The organism is Pseudomonas sp. EL_65y_Pfl1_R83 (genome assembly GCF_963970695.1).
Taxonomy (GTDB): Bacteria; Pseudomonadota; Gammaproteobacteria; order Pseudomonadales; family Pseudomonadaceae; genus Aquipseudomonas; species Aquipseudomonas tritici.
In genome coordinates, this window is record NZ_CAXAQI010000008.1 from 113,041 (window position 1) to 132,331 (window position 19,291).

19 protein-coding genes and 1 pseudogene are annotated in these 19,291 nt (G+C 60.2%); 9 read left to right on the forward strand and 11 right to left on the reverse strand.

Translation table 11 applies throughout. From position 1 onward, the window contains the following. The first annotated feature begins 15 nt into the window (after positions 1–15). Both AACY08_RS13920 and AACY08_RS13925 read left to right on the forward strand, forming a co-directional pair. Complete coding sequence (locus tag AACY08_RS13920; protein WP_065873108.1) at positions 16–378, forward strand: response regulator; 363 nt, start codon at positions 16–18, stop codon at positions 376–378. A 298-nt stretch (positions 379–676) separates the two neighbouring features. Further along, on the forward strand, positions 677–1,546 hold the full coding sequence (locus tag AACY08_RS13925) for an isocitrate lyase/PEP mutase family protein (protein ID WP_339469932.1): 870 nt from the start codon (positions 677–679) through the stop codon (positions 1,544–1,546). Positions 1,547–1,601: 55 nt separating this feature from the next. Here AACY08_RS13925 and AACY08_RS30460 read toward each other — a convergent pair whose 3' ends face one another. Continuing rightward, positions 1,602–2,096, reverse strand: a complete 495-nt coding sequence (locus AACY08_RS30460) for a methyl-accepting chemotaxis protein (RefSeq protein WP_445262030.1) — start codon at positions 2,094–2,096, stop codon at positions 1,602–1,604. Between the two features lie 93 nt (positions 2,097–2,189). Further along, a pseudogene (locus AACY08_RS30465) lies at positions 2,190–2,957 on the reverse strand (PAS domain-containing protein); the annotation flags it as partial. Positions 2,958–3,196: 239 nt separating this feature from the next. On the opposite strand from AACY08_RS30465, the gene AACY08_RS13935 reads away from it, so the two are divergent. Further along, entirely contained in the window at positions 3,197–3,577 is a 381-nt protein-coding gene (locus AACY08_RS13935; protein WP_339420219.1) for a RidA family protein, read from the forward strand. A gap of 170 nt (positions 3,578–3,747) precedes the next feature. Next, entirely contained in the window at positions 3,748–5,727 is a 1,980-nt protein-coding gene (locus AACY08_RS13940) for a peptidase U32 family protein (RefSeq protein ID WP_339469936.1), read from the forward strand. Here AACY08_RS13940 and AACY08_RS13945 read toward each other — a convergent pair. Further along, on the reverse strand, positions 5,705–6,610 hold the full coding sequence (locus AACY08_RS13945) for a DMT family transporter (RefSeq protein WP_339469938.1): 906 nt from the start codon (positions 6,608–6,610) through the stop codon (positions 5,705–5,707). The genes AACY08_RS13940 and AACY08_RS13945 overlap by 23 nt on opposite strands. Before the next feature lie 109 nt (positions 6,611–6,719). On the opposite strand from AACY08_RS13945, the gene AACY08_RS13950 reads away from it, so the two are divergent. After that, positions 6,720–7,160, forward strand: a complete 441-nt coding sequence (locus AACY08_RS13950) for an Lrp/AsnC family transcriptional regulator (protein ID WP_049708345.1) — start codon at positions 6,720–6,722, stop codon at positions 7,158–7,160. A 32-nt stretch (positions 7,161–7,192) separates the two neighbouring features. Here AACY08_RS13950 and xylB read toward each other — a convergent pair whose 3' ends face one another. The 5 genes from xylB to AACY08_RS13975 are packed head-to-tail and all read right to left on the reverse strand — an operon-like array spanning position 7,193 to position 13,151. After that, positions 7,193–8,653, reverse strand: a complete 1,461-nt coding sequence (xylB, locus tag AACY08_RS13955; protein WP_339469940.1) for a xylulokinase — start codon at positions 8,651–8,653, stop codon at positions 7,193–7,195. 14 nt (positions 8,654–8,667) lie between these two features. After that, a complete protein-coding gene (locus tag AACY08_RS13960; protein ID WP_339469941.1) occupies positions 8,668–9,660 on the reverse strand; it encodes a LacI family DNA-binding transcriptional regulator in 993 nt (330 codons plus the stop codon). Positions 9,661–9,681: 21 nt separating this feature from the next. After that, on the reverse strand, positions 9,682–10,614 hold the full coding sequence (locus AACY08_RS13965; RefSeq protein WP_339469942.1) for an ABC transporter substrate-binding protein: 933 nt from the start codon (positions 10,612–10,614) through the stop codon (positions 9,682–9,684). Positions 10,615–10,648: 34 nt separating this feature from the next. Next, positions 10,649–11,626: an ABC transporter permease subunit gene (locus AACY08_RS13970; RefSeq protein ID WP_339420213.1), complete on the reverse strand. Its 978-nt coding sequence runs from the start codon at positions 11,624–11,626 to the stop codon at positions 10,649–10,651. Then, the gene (locus AACY08_RS13975) at positions 11,619–13,151 is read right to left on the reverse strand and encodes a sugar ABC transporter ATP-binding protein (RefSeq protein ID WP_339469943.1); all 1,533 of its coding nucleotides are present in this window, start codon (positions 13,149–13,151) and stop codon (positions 11,619–11,621) included. Before AACY08_RS13975 ends, AACY08_RS13970 begins: the two co-directional genes overlap by 8 nt. A 323-nt stretch (positions 13,152–13,474) precedes the next feature. On the opposite strand from AACY08_RS13975, the gene AACY08_RS13980 reads away from it, so the two are divergent. The 3 genes from AACY08_RS13980 to AACY08_RS13990 are packed head-to-tail and all read left to right on the forward strand — an operon-like array spanning position 13,475 to position 16,410. Then, the gene (locus AACY08_RS13980; protein ID WP_339469944.1) at positions 13,475–14,815 is read left to right on the forward strand and encodes a sensor histidine kinase; all 1,341 of its coding nucleotides are present in this window, start codon (positions 13,475–13,477) and stop codon (positions 14,813–14,815) included. Continuing rightward, positions 14,800–15,183 carry a response regulator gene (locus AACY08_RS13985; RefSeq protein ID WP_339469945.1) on the forward strand — a complete coding sequence of 128 codons (384 nt, stop codon included), beginning with the start codon at positions 14,800–14,802 and terminating at the stop codon, positions 15,181–15,183. The genes AACY08_RS13980 and AACY08_RS13985 overlap by 16 nt, the downstream gene beginning before the upstream one ends. A gap of 9 nt (positions 15,184–15,192) precedes the next feature. Then, positions 15,193–16,410 carry an EAL domain-containing response regulator gene (locus AACY08_RS13990; protein WP_339469946.1) on the forward strand — a complete coding sequence of 406 codons (1,218 nt, stop codon included), beginning with the start codon at positions 15,193–15,195 and terminating at the stop codon, positions 16,408–16,410. A gap of 80 nt (positions 16,411–16,490) precedes the next feature. On the opposite strand, the gene AACY08_RS13995 is transcribed toward AACY08_RS13990, so the two are convergent. From AACY08_RS13995 to AACY08_RS14005, 3 genes are all read right to left on the reverse strand, one after another. Continuing rightward, positions 16,491–16,625, reverse strand: coding sequence for a hypothetical protein (locus tag AACY08_RS13995; RefSeq protein ID WP_339469948.1), 135 nt, complete (start codon positions 16,623–16,625; stop codon positions 16,491–16,493). 11 nt (positions 16,626–16,636) lie between these two features. Further along, positions 16,637–16,849 (reverse strand): hypothetical protein, encoded by a 213-nt coding sequence (locus AACY08_RS14000; protein WP_049708360.1) that lies wholly within the window; start codon positions 16,847–16,849, stop codon positions 16,637–16,639. 80 nt (positions 16,850–16,929) lie between these two features. After that, positions 16,930–17,475 carry a hypothetical protein gene (locus AACY08_RS14005; RefSeq protein ID WP_339469949.1) on the reverse strand — a complete coding sequence of 182 codons (546 nt, stop codon included), beginning with the start codon at positions 17,473–17,475 and terminating at the stop codon, positions 16,930–16,932. 405 nt (positions 17,476–17,880) lie between these two features. Between AACY08_RS14005 and AACY08_RS14010 the strand changes: the two genes are divergently transcribed. Continuing rightward, positions 17,881–19,290 carry a circularly permuted type 2 ATP-grasp protein gene (locus AACY08_RS14010; RefSeq protein WP_339469951.1) on the forward strand — a complete coding sequence of 470 codons (1,410 nt, stop codon included), beginning with the start codon at positions 17,881–17,883 and terminating at the stop codon, positions 19,288–19,290. Position 19,291 lies beyond the last annotated feature (1 nt).

Below are 19,291 nucleotides of genomic sequence, written 5' to 3' on the forward strand. Positions count from 1 at the left end.
GTAGGTTGAATTGACATGTCCACCATCCTTGTCGTCGACGACGAATACTTGATCGCCGATATTCTCGGCTATGCGCTGGAGGATGAAGGATTCATGGTCGTTAAGGCCGGTAATGGTCGCAAAGGCCTTGAAGTGCTGGAGCGCGAGCGGCCAGCGTTGATCATTACCGACTTCATGATGCCCGTTATGGACGGCCTCGAGTTCGCCACGGCCGTACGTGCGCTGCCGTCGCTCAATCACTTGCCTATTATTCTGGTGAGTGGTGCGCAAGCCCATGTCGGCATGGAAAGATCAGACTTGTTTGATGCAGTGCTGGATAAGCCCTTCAAGATTGATTTGATCATCGCCGAAGTACGACGCCTGTTGACCCCTGCTTGAATGCCGAACCTTTGGCAGGTGTCGGCGATGCAGCGAAGGCGCCCTCCTCTTGCCTGTGCGTTTATCGCGCTGGATGGGCGCTCCGGTTGATCAAAACTCCGTAATCACAGTGACAACGGCAACTTCGAACCTGTCCATATTCATTAACGCGTCTATGGACTGTTCCAGGAAGCGGTATGCGTTAAACGCATACGGCTTCCTTAAACGTCATAATCCCCTGTTTCCTGGCGTGTTAATCTCGCACCACCACGAATAGACATTGATCGTCACTCGACGATGACCAGAACCAGGAAAGAACATGCCGAAACTCTCTCACTCAGCCTTGCGCCGCAAATTCCGTGAATTGCTAGCCACCCCAGCGTGCGTTGAAACCGCTTCCGTATTCGACCCAATGTCGGCGCGTATCGCCGCCGACCTGGGTTTCGAAGTCGGCATCCTTGGGGGCTCGGTCGCTTCGTTGCAGGTACTGGCCGCACCCGATTTCGCGCTGATCACCCTGAGTGAGTTCGTTGAACAGGCCACCCGCATCGGTCGCGTGGCCCAGCTGCCGTTTATCGCTGACGCTGACCACGGCTATGGTAACGCGCTGAACGTAATGCGTACTGTCGAAGAACTTGAGCGCGCCGGTGTGGCCGCGTTGACGATTGAAGACACGTTGCTGCCGGCGCAATTCGGGCGTAAGTCCACTGACCTGATCTCCATTGAAGAAGGCATCGGCAAGGTGCGGGCTGCGCTGGAGGCACGGGTTGATCCAGAGCTGTCGATCATTGCCCGAACCAACGCGGGCGTGTTGCCGACTGAAGCGGTTATCGAGCGGACCCTGGCTTATCAGAAAGCCGGTGCCGATGGGATTTGCATGGTGGGTGTCAGTGACTTCGAACACCTGGAAAAGATCGCCGAGAACCTCACCGTACCTCTGATGCTGGTAACCTACGCCAATCCCAAACTCAACGATGCCCGGCGTCTGGCGAGCCTGGGTGTACGCGTAGTGGTGGCTGGTCACGGCGCTTACTTTGCCGCGATCAAGGCTACCTATGACAGCCTTCGTGCCCAACGCCAACTGACTCACAGTACGTCAAACCTCAGTGCCACCGAGCTGACGCACACCTACACGCTGCCGGAAAGCTACGTGGCCTGGGCGCAAGAGTTCATGGACGTCAAAGAGTAATCCCCAAGCCGGAACGAGGGGATTCCCCTCCTCCCTCTTCACAGAGTTACCGCTATCAGCCCACCCAGCCCACCGCGGTCTTCGGAATCACTTCCGATTCATCCAGCTTCGACGCAAACATGCTCACGGCCTCCACCGCGTCGCTGGTGCTGGTGCGAATCTGCAGGATGACCGAGCCCGCCTGATCGGCCAGGTTGACACCGCGTTGGGCGCCTTCCTGGGTGGCGTTCATGCTGGTGACGGCGTCGCGGGTTTCCGAGAGGATCATGCCGATCATCTCGGCGATTTCCGCCGTGGAACGGCTGGTGCGCCCGGCCAGTTGCCGCACTTCATCGGCCACTACCGCAAAGCCGCGCCCTTGATCGCCCGCACGCGCCGCCTCAATAGCAGCGTTCAGCGCCAACAGGTTGGTCTGGTCGGCGATACCACGAATGGTGTTGACGATAGCGGTGATCTGCTCCGAACGATCGCCCAGTTGCCCGACCAGTCGCGCAGAAGCGCCAATGTTGTCGGCGATGCGGCGCATCTCACTGGCGGTTTCCTGGATCACCTGGGTGCCATGCTCGGCAAAACGCTCGGTCTCGGACGAGATATGGTAAGCCCGTGAAGCGCCACGGGAGTCTTCCTCGAACTTCTCAACACGCTCGGTGATATCGCTGGCGAACTTGACGATCTTGGTCAACTTGCCGTCGCCATCGTAAACCGGGTTGTAACTGGCCTCCAGCCATACCACCCGGCCATGTTTGCCCAGGCGCTTGAATTGCCCGGTGAAAAATTCGCCATTGTTCAGGCGCCCCCAGAAGTCGGCATATTCACCGCTGTTGACCAGGGTCGGTTCGCAAAACAGGCGGTGGTGTTTGCCTTTGAGTTCCGCCAGCGAATAACCCATCACGCTCAAGAAGTTGGCGTTCGCGTCCAATACGTTGCCGCCGAGGTCAAACTCGATCACGGCCATCGCCCGGTCCAGCGCGACCAGTTTGCTGGAAGCGGCCGCTTCCTGTTCCACTTTGGCGGTGACGTCCAAGGCGTACTTGACCACTTTCAGTACCTGGCCGTGTTCATCCAGGACCGGGTTGTAGCTCGCTTCCAGCCAGACCGTCTTGCCGTTGGCATCGACCCGCTTGAAGGTGCCTGACACAAATTTGCCCGCCTTCAAATCACTCCAGAATTGGCTGTAGGCCGAACTGCTGGTCAGCGCCGGCAAGCAAAAGTCGCGGTGGGATTTGCCGCTCAATTGAGCAGCGCTGTAGCCCATGGTCTTGAGAAAGTTATCATTGGCCAGCAGCACCTTGCCATTGAGGTCAAATTCGACCACGGCCATGGAGCGTTCCAGTGCGACGATCAGTCCTTTGTACTCGGTGGATTCGGCCTTCCTGGCCGCCAGTTCTGTTTTGAGTGCTTTATTGAACATGACGTACCCTCAGCCGTGCGGAAAACTGATTTCTTTATTGGCTATCGGCTGCGTAATACGCGACTTGACGGGGAAAAAAATTTTATTTTCTGGCGCCAGATTATTGCTGGAGCCCCCGTCATTCAGGGCTTTGCGTCGAGCAGTGCCAGTGTGCTGTTCCGCCGCTGGGCGTAGTTTGCCCCTGCTGTCGTTTTCGAGGACCATGGGCGCCTTTCTGAACCTGCCAACGCGAGGCGCCCATGGCCAACCACGACCTGCACTACACCCCTGATCCAGATGCCGACTCGATTTCATCGGATGTGATCGGCTTCAACGGCATACTGGTGTCCACCCAGATCCCGACCCGCGCTGATGGCAGCCTGGAACTGGGCGACATCACCCTGCAAAGCGAATGCACGCTAGAAGCCTTGAAGGTCGCGCTGGAAAAGGCTGGCAGCTCGATGGACCGGGTGATGCACTTGACCATCTACCTCACCGACATGGCCGATCGCGCCGCTTTTAATGAAGTCTACAAACGCTTCTTCGCCAAGCCCTGGCCCGTGCGCGCGGCGGTGGGTGTGGCGGCGTTGGCGGTAGAAGGCATGCGTGTGGAAGTCACCGCGATGGCTGCCAAGGCCTAAGCCGCACTCGGTCAACAATGTGGGAGCGAGCAAGCCCGCTCCCACAGTTGATTGGGTTTGCCCCCTCAAAGCATGGGGAGCACCGGCGGTCGGCCCTGCGGTAGGTGCCTGCCCAGCGTTTCACAGCTACAATGCGCGCCTCAACCGTGACAAGCCTGACTAAAAAAACTATGTCCTTGCCCAAGCATCACCTCGAATTGCTCAGCCCTGCCCGCGATGTCGCTATCGCGCGCGAGGCCATCCTGCATGGCGCCGACGCCATCTACATCGGCGGCCCGAGCTTCGGCGCGCGCCATAACGCCTGTAACGAAGTGAGCGAGATCGCTTCCCTGGTGGAGTTCGCACGCCGCTACCACGCGCGGGTGTTCACCACCATCAACACCATCCTGCATGACAACGAGCTGGAACCCGCGCGCAAGCTGATCCATCAGCTTTACGACGCCGGCGTCGATGCATTGATCGTGCAAGACCTGGGCGTGATGGAGCTGGATATTCCGCCCATCGAGCTGCACGCCAGCACCCAGACCGACATTCGTACCCTCGGCCGCGCCAAGTTCCTCGATCAGGCCGGTTTCTCGCAGCTGGTATTGGCCCGTGAGCTGAACCTGCAGGAAATCCGCGCTATCGCTGATGAAACCGATGCGGCCATTGAGTTCTTTATCCACGGCGCCCTGTGCGTAGCGTTCTCCGGGCAGTGCAACATTTCCCACGCGCAAAATGGCCGCAGCGCCAACCGTGGCGACTGCTCCCAGGCCTGCCGCTTGCCATACACCTTGAAGGATGACCAGGGCCGCGTCGTGGCTTTTGAAAAGCACCTGCTGTCGATGAAAGACAACAACCAGAGCGCCAACCTGCGCGCCCTGGTCGAAGCCGGCGTGCGCTCGTTCAAGATCGAAGGCCGCTACAAAGACATGGGCTATGTGAAGAATATCACCGCCTATTACCGCCAGCGTCTCGACGAGATTCTTGAAGACCGCCCGGACCTGGCTCGCGCTTCCAGCGGCCGTACGGCGCATTTCTTCCTGCCCGACCCGGAAAAAACCTTCCACCGTGGCAGCACTGATTATTTCGTCAGCGACCGCAAGATCGACATCGGCGCCTTCGACACCCCGACGTTTACCGGCTTGCCGGTGGGTGTGGTGGAAAAAGCTGGCAAGCGCGACTTGCAGGTTGTCACCCATGAGCCGCTGTCCAACGGCGACGGCCTCAATGTGCTGGTCAAGCGTGAAGTCGTGGGTTTCCGCGCCAACATCGCTGAGCCTAAAGGCGAGTTCGAGGAAGACGGCGAGAAACGCTACCGCTACCGCGTCGAGCCGAATGAAATGCCGGCCGGCCTGCATCAACTGCGCCCGAACCATCCGCTGAACCGCAACCTGGATCATAACTGGCAGCAGGCCTTGCAAAAGACCTCCGCCGAGCGCCGTATCGGCCTGGCGTGGGCCGCTCGCCTGCGTGAAGACCAACTGGAAGTCACCGCGACCAGCGAAGAAGGCATCAGCGCCAGCGTCACCCTGCCCGGCCCGTTCGGCGTGGCCAACAAGCCGGAACAGGCGCTGGACACCCTGCGCGACCTGCTCGGCCAACTGGGGACCACTGAATACCACGCGACAGACATCCAGTTGGATGCACCGCGAGCGTTCTTCATCCCCAACTCACAGCTCAAGGCACTGCGCCGCGAAGTGATTGAAGCGCTGACCGCCGCCCGCATCGCCGCTCACCCGCGCGGTGGCCGCAAAGCCGAAACCACGCCGCCGCCGGTTTACCCGGAAGCGCACTTGTCGTTCCTGGCCAACGTCTACAACCAGAAAGCCCGCGACTTCTACCACCGTCACGGTGTGAAGCTGATCGACGCCGCCTTCGAAGCCCATGAAGAAACCGGCGAAGTGCCGGTGATGATCACCAAGCACTGCCTGCGTTTCTCGTTCAACCTGTGCCCCAAACAGGCCAAGGGTGTCACCGGTGTGAAGACCAAGGTAGCGCCGATGCAGTTGATCCATGGCGATGAAGTGCTGACCTTGAAGTTCGACTGCAAGCCGTGCGAGATGCACGTGGTGGGCAAGATCAAGGGGCATATCCTTGGCTTGCCGCAACCGGGCAGCGCGGTGGAGCATTTCAACCCGCAAAACATCATCTTTCAGGGCACGCACTAACCCTGTGGGAGCGGGGCCACCACCAGCCCCGCTGCAACCCCGCAGCCGCCAGCAGAATCGCCGCTACCCCCAGCCATTGCAGCCAGCCGAGGCGATGCCCGAAGGCAATCCAGTCGACGAAGATGGCCGCGATCGGGTAGATAAACGACAGTGCTCCGGTGATGGCCGTCGGCAACTTCTGGATCGCGCCATACAACAACACATACATCAAGCCGGTGTGCACTACGCCAAGCGTTACCAGTGCGGCCCAGGCGTTTGGCGCAGTTGGCAGGCCGCTCCAGGGCACCAAAGGCGCCAGCAGCACCGCCCCGGTTGCAACTTGGATCAACGCCATCAAATGTGGCGGTACGTCTTTCAAACGCTTGATGATCAACGCTGCAATTGCATACAAAAACGCTGCGCCCAACGCTAGCGCGATACCCGCCAGGTAATCCCCGCCGCTGCTCTGCTGATCGCCATGGGCGGTAACAATCGCCAACATCCCGAGAAACGCCACGCTCAGCCACGCGAGCTTCTGCACGGTGATTTTTTCACCCAGGAACACCGCCGCCAACATCACCAACATGAACGGCTGCACGTTGTACACCGCCGTACTGATGGCAATTGACGCGTGGGAATAGGACTCAAACAGCAACAACCAATTACCGACAATCGCCACGCCACTGAGCATCGCCAGCCCGACCTTGGCCCAACTGAGCAGGTCCAGTCGCAAGTACCCGAACATCGCGCACACCAGCAACAGTGTCAGCCCGCCGATCACGCAGCGCCAGAACACCACTTCGATCACCGACACGCCAGAGACCAATACAAACCAGCCAATGGTGCCTGAGATCAGCATGGCGGCGACCATTTCCCACGACCCGCGACGAATGGATGTGTCCATGATTAAGGCTCCTCAAGTGAGGCTCAATTATGGCAATCTGCTTGAGAGCGGCTCCAGTGACTAAAAAAGGTCAAACACCTGGATGACCTTTACTTATTAGGCGGACCCCATGATTGACACCATCGACCAGCAACTGATCGCCGCTTTGATGGACGACTCACGCTTGTCGCTCAAGGCCCTGGCCGGCATTACCGGGCTGTCCTCGCCCAGTGTTGGCGAGCGTTTGCGGCGTCTTGAAGAGCGCGGCGTGTTGACCCACTACACCGTGGATATCGACCCCAAGCATTTTGGCTACCTGTTGCAGGCCATCGTGCGTATCCGCCCGTTACCCGGCAAATTGCAGGAGGTGGAGCGCCAGATCCAGGCCATCCCCGAGTTCACGGAGTGCGACAAGGTCACGGGCGAGGATTGTTTTATTGCGCGGCTGCATGTGCGCACCATGGATCATCTGGACAGTTTGCTTGACCGGCTTAACGCGTATGCCGAAACCAACACGGCGATCGTCAAGAAGACCCCGGTGAAACGGCGATTGCCGCCACTGGGGGATTAACGGGGCAGCTCCCACAACTAGAACTGTTTCGTTTATTCGTGCAGTATTTTGGCTGCTGCCAATAAGCCTCGGAACTTACGATAACGCGCATCCAGCACTGACCGTTGATTTGCATCTGGCAAATACCTCGCCTTCACGGGCATCCCTGCCTGCAACAACGCCTCCCCCTGCCCAATCGCCAGGAACCCCAGCTTCGCCGCGCCAATACACGCACTCAACTCACTGCCGTGCAAGGTGAAGATTTCTCGCTGCAGGATATTCGCCAGCAACTGTGCCCAGTATTCACTGCGCGCCCCGCCCCCCACCAGGGCGCATGCCCCCACACTCGCACCCGCCGATTGCACGGCGTGCAAGGCATCGAGCAAACCGAAGCCCACACCTTCCATCACCGCGTAGCCGAGCATGGCGGGCGTGCAGTCATGGCCCAGGCTCATGAACCCACCGCGCAGCAACGGATCGTTATGGGGGGTACGTTCACCGGCGAGGTACGGTAGAAACAGCGGTGTGTTCAAAGGCACAGGCTGCCCGATTGGCAACTGCAGTTGCACCTGGCCCAACAACGTTTGCTCATCCGCCGTGCCGGTCAGCCGCGTCACCCAGCGCAAGCAACTGGCACCGGCCAGCATCGCGCCCATGGTGTACCAACGGTTGGGTAACGCATGGCAGAAGCTGTGCACGGCACTGGCCGGGTTGCCGGCAGCGTGGTCAGTGATTGCGACAATCGCCGCGCTGGTGCCGAGGGTGATGAAGCCATCGCCTGCGTTGATCGCACCGATACCCACGGCGGCCACCGGGTTATCGCCACCGCCGCCCGCAAGCACTACGTCAGTCGACAGCCCCAGCTCGGTCGCCGTCAAACCCGCACTCGCGGCGCCGCCTTCGACCAACCTGGGCATCTGTTCCGGCACAAGGCCCGTAGCGCGCAGCATCGGGGCGAACCACTCACGCTGTGCCACATCCAGCCACAACGTCCCGGCAGCGTCGGACATCTCGCTGATACGCTCGCCACTCAGGCGCAAACGCAGGTAGTCCTTGGGTGACAGCACACAGTCGATGGCCTTGAATACCGCAGGCTCATGCTGTTGCAACCAGAGCAATTTCGGCGCCGTGAGCCCGGCCATGGGCAGGCTGCCCGTGACGTCGGCAAACCCCGCCCCCAACTGTTCAGCTTCAGTGATCGCGCGGGAATCGTCCCACAGGATTGCGGGATACAACACGCGGTTGTCATCCCCCAACAACACAGCACCGTGCATTTGCCCGGACAGGCCGATACACGCCACACGCCCAAACCCCTCGTGCGCACGCAGTTGCCCCAACGCCTTAACACACGCCTGCCACCAATCTTCCGGCGCTTGCTCGGACCAGCCGCTGTGGCGCCGCGACACACTCAAACGCACGCCAGCGTGGGCCAGCACCCTACCGTCAAGGTCCATCAGGATGGCCTTGAGTTCAGAGGTGCCGAGGTCTATTCCGAGGGAAACAGGCAGGTTCATACGTAATTTTCCAATCAACTACCGCCACATGAGTCACGCAATTGCAGGGTTGGCGCCAGGCGCACGCTCTGGGGCGGTGCCGTGGGCGAAGCCATGCGCTGCAACAACAGGCCGACAGCGCGAGCGCCGAGTGCCTTGACCGGTTGAGCGATCAAGGTCAGGCGCGGCACGAAAAAGTCCGCCCAGTCAAAATCATCAAAGCCGACCAAGGCCATCTGCCCCGGCACGGCGATATGTGCGTCACGCAGCGCGTGCATGGCACCAAGGGTCATCAGGTTGTTGCCGGCCATGATTGCCGTGGGCGGCGCGGCCAGGCCCAGCAACTGCGCCGTGGCCAGGCGTGCCGGCTCGGTGTTGGAGCCGCCATTGACCAACAGTTGTGGATCAAACGCCAGCCCCGCCACGTGCAACGCTGCGCGGTAACCGGCCACTCGCTCATCGGTGGTGCTGAACCCCTCGCGCCCGGCGATAAAGCCAATGCGGCGGTGACCATGGGCGATCAAATGTTCAATAAGGGCCTGGGTGGGCTCGGCGTTGTCCACCCCGACCTGGTCAAACTGCTCGCTCATCATGCGGTCCACCAGCACCGCTGGAATCTCGTTGGCCCGCAGGTATTCCAGCGCTTTTGAGCCGTTCGAGGGGGCCAGCACAATCCCGTCGACACGCCGATGATGCAGCGCCGTGACCACCCGCAGCTCCTGCTCCGGGTCGTCGTGGGTGTCGACAAACAGCATCATGTAACCGTGCTTGGCGCATTCGGTTTCAATCGCGTGCACCGTTTCACTGAAGTAATGGTTGGACAGCGCCGAGATCGCCACGCCAATCGTGCTGGTACTTGACCGCGCCAGCGAGCGCGCCAGGGTGTTGGGGATGTACCCCAGTGCCTGGATTGCCTGCTGCACCGCTTGCACCGTGGCCGGGCTGACCTTGCGGGTACCGTTCAACACATGGGACACCGTTGATGTCGACACCCCCGCCCTGCTTGCGACGTCATCCATGGTGACCACGGCGCTGTTCCTCTCACTGATTCAACGTTTACTCGACCAACCGCTGTACGTACCGATGTTGTCACGGGTGATCAGTTTTGGCGTGAGCAGGGTCACCGCTTCGGCTGGGGCTTTGTCGTTGAGAATGTCATTGCCCACGTCCACCGCGGTCTGCGCCATGGCCCAAGGGTCCTGGCTGGCGGACGCCTGGATTTGCGTGTCGGTCTTCAGCGCATTCTCGATATCCGGCGCGCCGTCCACTGAGGTAATAATGATGCCGCTGCGCTTGAGTTGCTTGGCCGCCAGGTCACTGCCGATGGCTTGCGGGTCGTTGATCGCGAACAGGCCGTCGATTTTCGGGAAGCGCGTCAGGTAACCCTGCATGGCGTTCAAGCCACCTTCGCGCGAGCCCTTGGCGTCCTGGTCATCGGACAGCACCTTGATCTGCGGCGCACTGGCGAGTGCCGCCTTGCACCCTTTGACGCGGTCGGTCACAGCAGTGACTTGCGGGCCGTTCTGGATGATCACATTGCCCTTGCCGCCGAGCTTATCCACCAGGTACTGGCAGGCCAGCTTGCCGGCCTCGACGTTGTCGGTCTGCACCGTGGCGTTCACGCCCTTGGCGTCGACATCCACGGCGACCACGACAATGCCCGCGTCGCGGGCTTTTTTGATGGCCGAGGCCATGGCGGACGGGTCTACCGCGTTGATCAGGATCAGGTCGACCTTGGACGAGATAAAGTTGTCGATCTGCGAAAACTGCTTGCTCAAGTCATAGTCGGCCGACACCGAGGTGACCTTGACGTTGGGGTTTAGCTCCTTGGCCCGCGCGGTGGCGCCATCGGCCAGGGTCACGAAATACGGGTTGCCCAGCGAGCCCATGCTGATGCCGAGGGCTTTGAGTTCGCGCGCTTCGACGGCTTGGGACATCAAGGCAGCCAAGGCAATAACGGGAAAGATACGTTTGACGTTCATGCGGGTCTCTCTTGTGATTGTTGTATGAGTGAAATCAGGTCCGAGCACCGGACTGGCGATAACGATCCAGCGCGACTGCGCCAATGATCACGATGCCCTTGATGATGTATTGCCAGATATCCGACACACCTAGCAGCACCAGGCCGTTGGTGAGTACCGCGATGATCAGCGCGCCGATCAGTGTGCCGCCGATGGTGCCGACGCCGCCGGTAAAGCTGGTGCCACCGAGGATCACCGCGGCAATCGCGTCCAGCTCATAGGATTGCCCCAGTTGCAGGCCGTTGGCCGCGAACAGGCGCGAAGCGCTCATCACCGCGCCCAGCCCGGCCAACGCACCGGACATGGCGTAGACGAATAGCAGCACCTTCCACACCTTGATCCCCGACAATCGCGCCGCTTCCGGGTTACCGCCCACCGAGTAGATCTGCACGCCCATCACCGTCCGGCGCAGGATGAACCACGACAGCGCTACCACCGCGACGGCAATGATCACCAGCCAGGGCACACCGAGCACCGAGTCATTGCCGATAAACGCAAACGGCAGGTCGGGGTTGAAAACGGTCTTGTCATCGGCCAGCAGGCGCGCCAAACCGCGCATGGCGGTGAGTGCGCCGAGGGTGACGATAAACGGCGGCAGGCGCATAAAGGCGATCAATCCGCCGTTGACCAGGCCCAGCAACAGCCCGAAGCCAATACCGGCAGCAATCCCGAACATGCCGAATTGCGGCGACATCGACGCTTGCAACGCCACCACCGCCGACGCGGCCAGGATCGCGCCCACCGACAGGTCGATACCCGCCGTGAGGATCACAAAGGTCATGCCTGCCGCCAGCACCACATTCACCGAGGCCTGCTGAGAGATGATCGACAGGTTCTGCACTGTCAGGAAGTTCTCGCTAGCCAGGGCAAAGCCCACCAGCAACAGGATCAGTACCGGCAACATGCCGACGGTGCGCATCAACTCGCGTGCGCGTTCAGCTTTACCTATTGTTGCAACGTTCAATTCAGCCATGGGCAACCACCTGATCGCCACCGGTGGCGAGGTCAATAATACGTTCTTGGGAAATAACCTGGCCCGACGCCCCGCCGACTTCAGCCACCAACTGGCCTTCGCGCATGATCAGCACGCGGTCGCAGGTGCCGATGATTTCCGGCAACTCGCTGGAAATCACCACAATGCCCACACCGGCTTGCGCCAGTTGATTGATGATGCGGTAGATCTCGGACTTGGAACCGATGTCCACGCCGCGTGTGGGTTCGTCGAGGATCAGCACATGCGGCTTGACCTCCAACAGCCGCGCCAGCAGCACCTTTTGCTGATTGCCGCCGGACAGCGCGCCGACATTGACCTTGCCCGACGCCACGCGAATCGACAGTGACTTGATCGCGTCCCTGGCGCGTTGCGCCGCATGGCCACGATCGAGCACACCACCGGCATGGGCATCCGGTACACACGCGCAGACATTGATGTTGTCCGCCACGCTCATGTCCAAGAACAGGCCCTGAGCCTTGCGGTCTTCGGTGAGGTAAACGACGCCGGCGCGAATCGCATCCGCCGGGGTGCGCAGTTGGGTGATGGTCTTGCCGACTACTTCCAAGGTACCGGAGGTGCGTGGGTCGGCGGCAAAGATCAGCCGTGCCAGTTCGGTGCGCCCTGCCCCGACCAGGCCGGCAATCCCGAGCACTTCGCCGGCATGCAGGTCGAAACTACAGCTGCGCACGCGCTTGCCATCAGCCATGTCGCGCACGCGCATCACCACGTTGCCGGGGTTATACGCGGCGTGTTCCTTCTTGTAGAACCCCGACAGGTCGCGGCCCACCATCATTTTCACGAGCACGTCGGCCGACAGCGCCTCGCGGGTCAGCTCGCCGATGTATTGGCCGTCACGCAGCACCGAGACGCGGTCCGACAGCTCGTAGATCTCGGCCATGCGGTGGCTGATATAGATGATCGCCAAACCTTGGCTGCGCAACTGTTTGATCAGCGCGAACAAACGATCAGTCTCGCGGGACGACAAGGGTGTGGTGGGTTCGTCCATCACCAGGATCTTGGCGTGGCCATGCAAGGCGCGGGCGATTTCCACCAGTTGGCGCTCGGCAATCGACAGGCTGCTGACCCGCGTTGACGGGGTGAACTCCGCGCCAAGGCGTTGCAGCACTTCGATGCACCCGGCCTCCATGCCTTTGCGGTCGATGGTCCAGCCACGCCGCAGTTCGCGGCCCAGGTAGATGTTCTCGGCCACGCTCAGGTTCGGGCACAGGCTCAGTTCTTGATAGATCACGGCAATGCCGAGAGCTTTGGCGGTGGCAGGGTCGAAGGTGGGGATGGGCTGGCCGGCAATGCGGATTTCACCGCCGGGGTCGGCTTGATAGGCGCCGGAAAGGATTTTCATCAAGGTCGATTTGCCGGCGCCGTTCTCCCCCATCAAGGCGTGGATTTCGCCGGGGTAGACCTTCAGGCCGACATTCTTGAGCACGCGCAAACCATTGAAGGTTTTGCTGATGCCCTGCATCTCAAGCAAGGGTTCAAGGCTCATGAATGAGCTCCTGGGATTATTATTTTTGTAATCAAGTGGGCCGACTCTAATTCAGATACATTTTCTTACGCAAGCGCTTGCGTTGACCATTTGTCGACAGATGAAACGTTTCATCACGTTTAAATTCGAAAAACACTGTTTTCGGATCGAATATATCCATTCGAAGGTATTTCTCCTTTGCCCAGCCATCAAAACGCCACAATCTCTGCTATTGTCCAAGGACCTCATCTCCTCCTCGTCGCCGCCAAGCGATCTGCTGTGAGCATGCTCTGCGCCATCGCCGATTGACGACGGCGGGCCTGGACACCACGGAACGCCCTGCGATGGACACACCGCTCCCCGAACAGCCGCAATCGCGCGCCGAAAAAATCGTCGAGTTCAAACGCCAGAAAACCCTGCTCAAGACCGGCGCCCTGCAAGACGCGATCTTCAACAGCGCCTATTTCTCGAGCATCGCCACCGATGAGAAAGGCGTGATCCAAATCTTCAATGTAGGCGCCGAACGCATGCTCGGCTATGCCGCCGCCGATGTGGTCAACCGCATCACCCCCGCCGATATTTCCGACCCCATCGAACTGGTCACCCGCGCTGCCGCGCTCAGCCAGGAACTGGACACGCCGATCACGCCGGGGTTCGAAGCGCTGGTGTTCAAGGCCTCCCGGGGTATTGAAGACATCTACGAGCTGACCTATATCCGCAAGGATGGCAGTCGCCTGTCGGCCATGGTGTCGGTGACCGCCTTGCGTAACCGGCATGACACGATCATCGGTTACCTGCTGATCGGCACCGACAACACCGCGCGCAAGCGGGAAGAAGCCGAACGCAAAGGCTTCGAGCGCGCCCTGGAAGAGAAGAACCTGGAGCTGGAGCACGCCAGCCACATGAAGTCCGAGTTCCTCGCCACCATGTCCCACGAACTGCGCACGCCGCTGAATGCGGTAATCGGTTTTTCCGAGGCGCTCAAGGACGGGCTGGTCGGGGAAATGAGCGAGACCCAGCGCGAGTACATCGGTGATATCTTCACCAGCGGCCAGCATTTGCTGTCATTGATCAACGACATTCTCGACCTGTCCAAGGTCGAGGCCGGCATGATGGAGCTGGAACTGGAGAGCGCGGAGCTTTCCGGCTTGTTGGCCAACAGTCTGTTGATCGTGCGGGAAAAGGCCGCGCTGCAACGTATTCAACTGAAGCTGGAAAGCCCTGAAGACTTCGGCTGTCTGGAACTGGACCTGCGCAAGACCAAGCAGATCGTCTACAACCTGCTGGCCAATGCGGTGAAGTTCAGCGAGCACGGCAGCTCAGTGACGCTGATGGTGCGCCAGGTGGCCCGCGAGCAGGTCGGGCAGATTCCCGGCGAATGGCCGGTGTACCGCTTCGACTTGCCCGACAGTGCGCATCAACAGTTCCTCGAGTTGAGCGTCAGCGACACCGGGATTGGTATCGCTGAAGGCGACATGGGCAAGCTGTTCAAGGCGTTCAGCCAGATCGACAGCAGCCTGGCGCGCAAATTCGAAGGCACCGGCCTGGGGCTGGCGATGGTCAAGCAACTGACGGATTTGCACGGCGGCAGTGTAGCCGTGGCCAGCCGTGAAGGCTGTGGCGCGCGGTTTGTCGCGTGGTTGCCGCTGCATCGCACGCCGGAGGCAGCATGGCCGAGATCCTGATCATTGAAGACAATGAAGCCAATATGCGCCTGGCGCGCCTGTTGTTAGTGAATGCCGGCCACACGGTGCTGTGGGCACCCGATGCCGAAACCGGCCTGACCCTGGCCCGCGAACAACAACCGGCGTTGATCCTGATGGACATCCAACTGCCCGGCATGGACGGCTTGGCGGCCACTGCGCTGCTCAAGCAAGACCCGCTGACCGCACACATCCCGGTGGTCGCCTTGACGGCCATGGCGATGAAAGAAGACCGCGAAAAGACCCGGCTCGCCGGTTGTGACGCCTACATCACCAAGCCGTTGCGTTACAAAGAGCTGTACCAACTGATCGACACCTTGCTGCAAACGCCCAACAGACCCCTCACATGAGTCCGCTCCATGGCCAGCCAACCCGCGACGTTGTTGATCGTTGATGATGACCCCCAGGTGCGCAAACTCCTGGAAACCCTGCTGCAGCACGAAGGCTACCAGACCCTGAGTGCAAGCAGCGGTGAAGAAGCCTTGCAGTTGGTGGCGCAGCAGCCCCCGGACCTGATCCTGCTCGACGTGATGATGGCGGACATGGACGGCTATGAAGTCGCCAGCCAATTAAAGGGTGATGAAACCACCGCGGGTATCCCGATCATCATGTTATCCGCCCTCAGTGAGCAGAGCGCCCGTGTCAGTGGGCTGGAGGCCGGCGCCGAGGAGTTCATCAGCAAGCCGGTAGAACGTGTCGAGTTGTGGTTGCGAGTGCGCAACCTGCTGCGGCTCAAAGAGCGTGGCGACCTGGCAAGCCATTCGCGCGAGCTGGGGCAACGGCAAACGGGAGTGAACGTGCATGACTTGGCCCTTCAGGACCTCGAAAATGCCTTGCGCCACGCCGTCGAGCGCGAAGACTTCACCGTGCATTACCAGCCCAAGGTCGATATCGCCAGCGGCCGCCTTTGCGCCCTCGAAGCGTTACTGCGCTGGGAGAGGCCCGACTACGGCCCCGTATCCCCGGCCGTGTTTGTGCCGATATTGGAGCGCCTTGGGCTGATCTTACCTGTGGGACGCTGGGTGATAGAGCAGGTTTGCCAACAGATTGCCGAGTGGCAACGTGGGGCCATTGGTGCGGTGGAGGTGTCGGTGAACGTCTCCGGCCATCAACTGATCGAAGGCGACCTGATTGCCGATATCGCGCGCACTCTGGCGCAAACCGGGGTCGAGCCGCATTGGCTCGAAGTGGAGCTGACCGAAGGCTCCTTGATGGAAAACACCCAGCACACCATCGCCAGCCTGCAGCGCCTGCACGCGATGGGCGTGAAGATTTCCATCGATGACTTCGGCACCGGCTATTCGAGCCTGGCGTATCTGCGGCGTTTTCCTATCGATACGTTGAAGATCGACATTGCGTTTATCCGCGAAGTCACCAGCAACCCGCAGGACGCGGCGATCACCCGCACCATCATTGAACTGGCCCACAGCCTCAACCTGCGGGTAGTGGCTGAAGGCGTGGAAACCCGGGCGCAGTTGGCGTTCTTGAAGGAGGCCGGTTGTGATCAGATCCAAGGCTACCTGTTCAGCCGGCCGTTACCCGTGGAAACCTTGGAGCGCTTGTTGCTGGAGCGTTGAGAGGTCCCTCTGACTGCATGTGCATGGATGCCAGGGGACACTACGGATCCGGCCCGCCGCCGCGAGCGCCAGGTGAGCACTCAGTCCTGATTCTCGGTCTTGCCCACATCCGCCGCTTCATCCAGATCGTTGAGCGGCACTTCTGCGTCATCCATCAACGAGCCAGGGTCTTCATTGCCTGGGTCGTTGAGTTCGTCATCAAGTTCTTTTGACATCACCGTCTCCTCTAACCGCCTTGGGTATCGATATCGGCATCGGTTTCAGCCTTGGGCTCCGGCTCAGGCTCGAAGTCTGGACTGTAGTCGTTTTCTTCAGCCTTGGGGTCTTTGGCCGGTGCCGGATCTTTTGGCGCGTCGGCTGCAGTACCTGGCGCGGGTTCGCCGCCGTCGATGGCCGGGTCGTTGCGCCCGCTGACTTGGGGATCGTCGTGTGTGCTCATGGGTCACCTCTTCGCAGTGTTGGGAAAATACTGCCTGCGTAAAGGTAAGGTCACGCCCTGGCCAATGAAGTTCAAATTGCTTAAGAGCCTGGGTTATCGACCTGGATGTAGAACGCATAGGCGGCGAGCATTATCCAGAACACCATGAAGATCCAAGGTGTACGCACCGAGAACAGCAAGGATTTGCGGTAGCCCTTGTGCGAGGACTCCACTTCGGAAAACAGCGGCGACTCGTCATAAGCCAAGCCCATCACCGGCTCGCTGCGCAGCAGTTCGCTCTGCTTGAAGTGCCAGTGATCGATGATGTCATACGCCGCGCGTATGCCGGGCCACGCGTTGAGTGAGCTCAGAATGCCCAGGAGCGCCAGGAACAGCGGGACCAACAGTGTGAACAATTTGCCCCATTCCGGGTTGAGATTGCCCATGCCAGAGACAAAGGCGATCACCAGGAACGACTGCGCCGTCAGGTAGGCGTCGGTGCGGTTGGCCAGGATCGTGGTTTCGTACTGTATCTCGCGCCGGTAAAAGTCGAGGCGGTCTTTGGGTGAGCCGAAGATCTTGGCGTTGTGTTCACTGTGATCGGTCAGGGTCGATTCTGGGGATTGGGGGGAGATGATTCTGGGCACATGCGTGTTCCGTTTTGGATCGAGTCTGTTTAGAAGGAAGGGGCGCTGGCGAAGTTCAAGTTAGTTCGCGCACCAATCTGGCGCATTTTGTAGTGAGCGAGCCTGCCCGGCGCTGGCGTGCGTAGCGCTCCCGTTTTTTTTGGGGCCGCTGCGCAGCCCAGCGCGGGGCAAGCCCGCTCACTGCAATAGGGTTATTGGTGGTTTCGGCACAGGCATTGCTTAACCCTTTCATCACTCACCTGCCTTGCCCGCTTACAGGAGCATTCGTTACCCACCGACCCAGAGCCGACCCCATAAGAAAGTAAGGACCAGGCCGGTTGGCACCTTCAGCCACGGCCTTATAAAAATGCGTTTTTTGAAGCGGCAGTGCCACTTGGCAATCCTCGGCACTGACAAGGTACTGGAATGGCTCGATCTTTCTTCGATGAAATGAATGACGCAAACGGCGCGTGCCGTGCACATTATCAAGACTTCTCCCGCTGGCTGGCGAATACGCCGCCGGAACTGCTGGCCCAGCGTCGCCGTGAAGCCGACTTGCTGTTCCACCGCGCCGGGATTACGTTCACGCTGTATGGTGACGAGCAAGACACCGAGCGCCTGATCCCCTTCGACATCATCCCCCGCAGCATCCCCGCCAGTGAATGGAGCCTGATCGAACGCGGTTGTATCCAGCGCGTCAACGCGCTGAACATGTTCCTTGCCGACATCTACCACGACCAGCGCATTATCAAGGCCGGGATCATTCCGGCGGAACAGGTGCTGGGCAACGAGGGTTATCAGAAGGCGATGGTCGGCCTGGACCTGCACCGCGACATCTACTCGCATATTTCCGGTGTCGACCTGGTGCGCGATGGTGACGGCACCTACTACGTGCTTGAAGACAACCTGCGCACCCCCAGCGGCGTGAGCTACATGCTCGAAGACCGCAAGATGATGATGCGCCTGTTCCCCGAGGTGTTCGCCAAGCAGCGTATCGCGCCGGTGGACCATTACCCCAACCTGCTGCTCAAGACCCTGAAAAGCTCCAGCCGCCTGGACAACCCCAACGTGGTGGTGCTGACGCCAGGGCGCTTTAACAGTGCATTCTTCGAACATGCGTTCCTGGCCCGGGAAATGGGCGTGGAACTGGTGGAAGGCGCGGACTTGTTCGTGCAGGACCTCAAGGTGTTCATGCGCACCACCGACGGCCCCAAGCCGGTCGACGTGATTTACCGGCGTATCGACGACGCCTTCCTCGACCCCAAGGCCTTCAACCCCGATTCGATGCTTGGCGTGCCCGGCCTGGTGGCCGCCTATTGCGCCGGCAACGTGGTGCTGGCCAATGCCATCGGCACCGGCGTGGCTGATGACAAGTCGATCTACCCCTACGTGCCCGAGATGATCCGCTTCTACCTGGATGAAGAACCGGTGCTGCAAAACGTGCCGACCTTCCAGTGCCGCAAACCCGATGAACTGTCCCACGTTCTGGCCAACCTGCCGCAACTGGTGGTCAAGGAAACCCAAGGCTCCGGCGGCTACGGCATGCTGGTCGGCCCGGCCTCCAGCGCCGCCGAGATCGAGGACTTCCGCCAACGCATCAAGGCCCGACCCCACGCGTATATCGCCCAACCCACACTGAGCCTGTCCACCTGCCCCACCTTTGTCGAGAACGGCATTGCTCCGCGCCATATCGACCTGCGGCCCTTTGTGCTGTCGGGCAAGGAAACCCGCCTGGTACCGGGTGGTCTTACCCGTGTTGCGCTGAAGGAAGGCTCACTGATCGTCAACTCGTCGCAAGGCGGCGGAACCAAGGACACCTGGGTGGTGGAGGACTGAG

Excerpts from the sequence above, each read along its gene's own strand:
- AACY08_RS13995 (WP_339469948.1), bottom strand. The coding sequence starts at position 16,625 with ATGTCAAAAGAACTTGATGACGAACTCAACGACCCAGGCAATGAAGAC.
- AACY08_RS14010 (WP_339469951.1), top strand. The coding sequence starts at position 17,881 with ATGGCTCGATCTTTCTTCGATGAAATGAATGACGCAAACGGCGCGTGC.
- AACY08_RS13970 (WP_339420213.1), bottom strand. The coding sequence starts at position 11,626 with ATGGCTGAATTGAACGTTGCAACAATAGGTAAAGCTGAACGCGCACGC.
- AACY08_RS13975 (WP_339469943.1), bottom strand. The coding sequence starts at position 13,151 with ATGAGCCTTGAACCCTTGCTTGAGATGCAGGGCATCAGCAAAACCTTC.
- AACY08_RS13990 (WP_339469946.1), top strand. The coding sequence starts at position 15,193 with ATGGCCAGCCAACCCGCGACGTTGTTGATCGTTGATGATGACCCCCAG.
- AACY08_RS13950 (WP_049708345.1), top strand. The coding sequence starts at position 6,720 with ATGATTGACACCATCGACCAGCAACTGATCGCCGCTTTGATGGACGAC.
- AACY08_RS13965 (WP_339469942.1), bottom strand. The coding sequence starts at position 10,614 with ATGAACGTCAAACGTATCTTTCCCGTTATTGCCTTGGCTGCCTTGATG.
- AACY08_RS13985 (WP_339469945.1), top strand. The coding sequence starts at position 14,800 with ATGGCCGAGATCCTGATCATTGAAGACAATGAAGCCAATATGCGCCTG.
- AACY08_RS13935 (WP_339420219.1), top strand. The coding sequence starts at position 3,197 with ATGGCCAACCACGACCTGCACTACACCCCTGATCCAGATGCCGACTCG.
- AACY08_RS13925 (WP_339469932.1), top strand. The coding sequence starts at position 677 with ATGCCGAAACTCTCTCACTCAGCCTTGCGCCGCAAATTCCGTGAATTG.
- AACY08_RS13980 (WP_339469944.1), top strand. The coding sequence starts at position 13,475 with ATGGACACACCGCTCCCCGAACAGCCGCAATCGCGCGCCGAAAAAATC.
- AACY08_RS13945 (WP_339469938.1), bottom strand. The coding sequence starts at position 6,610 with ATGGACACATCCATTCGTCGCGGGTCGTGGGAAATGGTCGCCGCCATG.
- AACY08_RS14000 (WP_049708360.1), bottom strand. The coding sequence starts at position 16,849 with ATGAGCACACACGACGATCCCCAAGTCAGCGGGCGCAACGACCCGGCC.
- AACY08_RS13920 (WP_065873108.1), top strand. The coding sequence starts at position 16 with ATGTCCACCATCCTTGTCGTCGACGACGAATACTTGATCGCCGATATT.
- xylB (WP_339469940.1), bottom strand. The coding sequence starts at position 8,653 with ATGAACCTGCCTGTTTCCCTCGGAATAGACCTCGGCACCTCTGAACTC.
- AACY08_RS13940 (WP_339469936.1), top strand. The coding sequence starts at position 3,748 with ATGTCCTTGCCCAAGCATCACCTCGAATTGCTCAGCCCTGCCCGCGAT.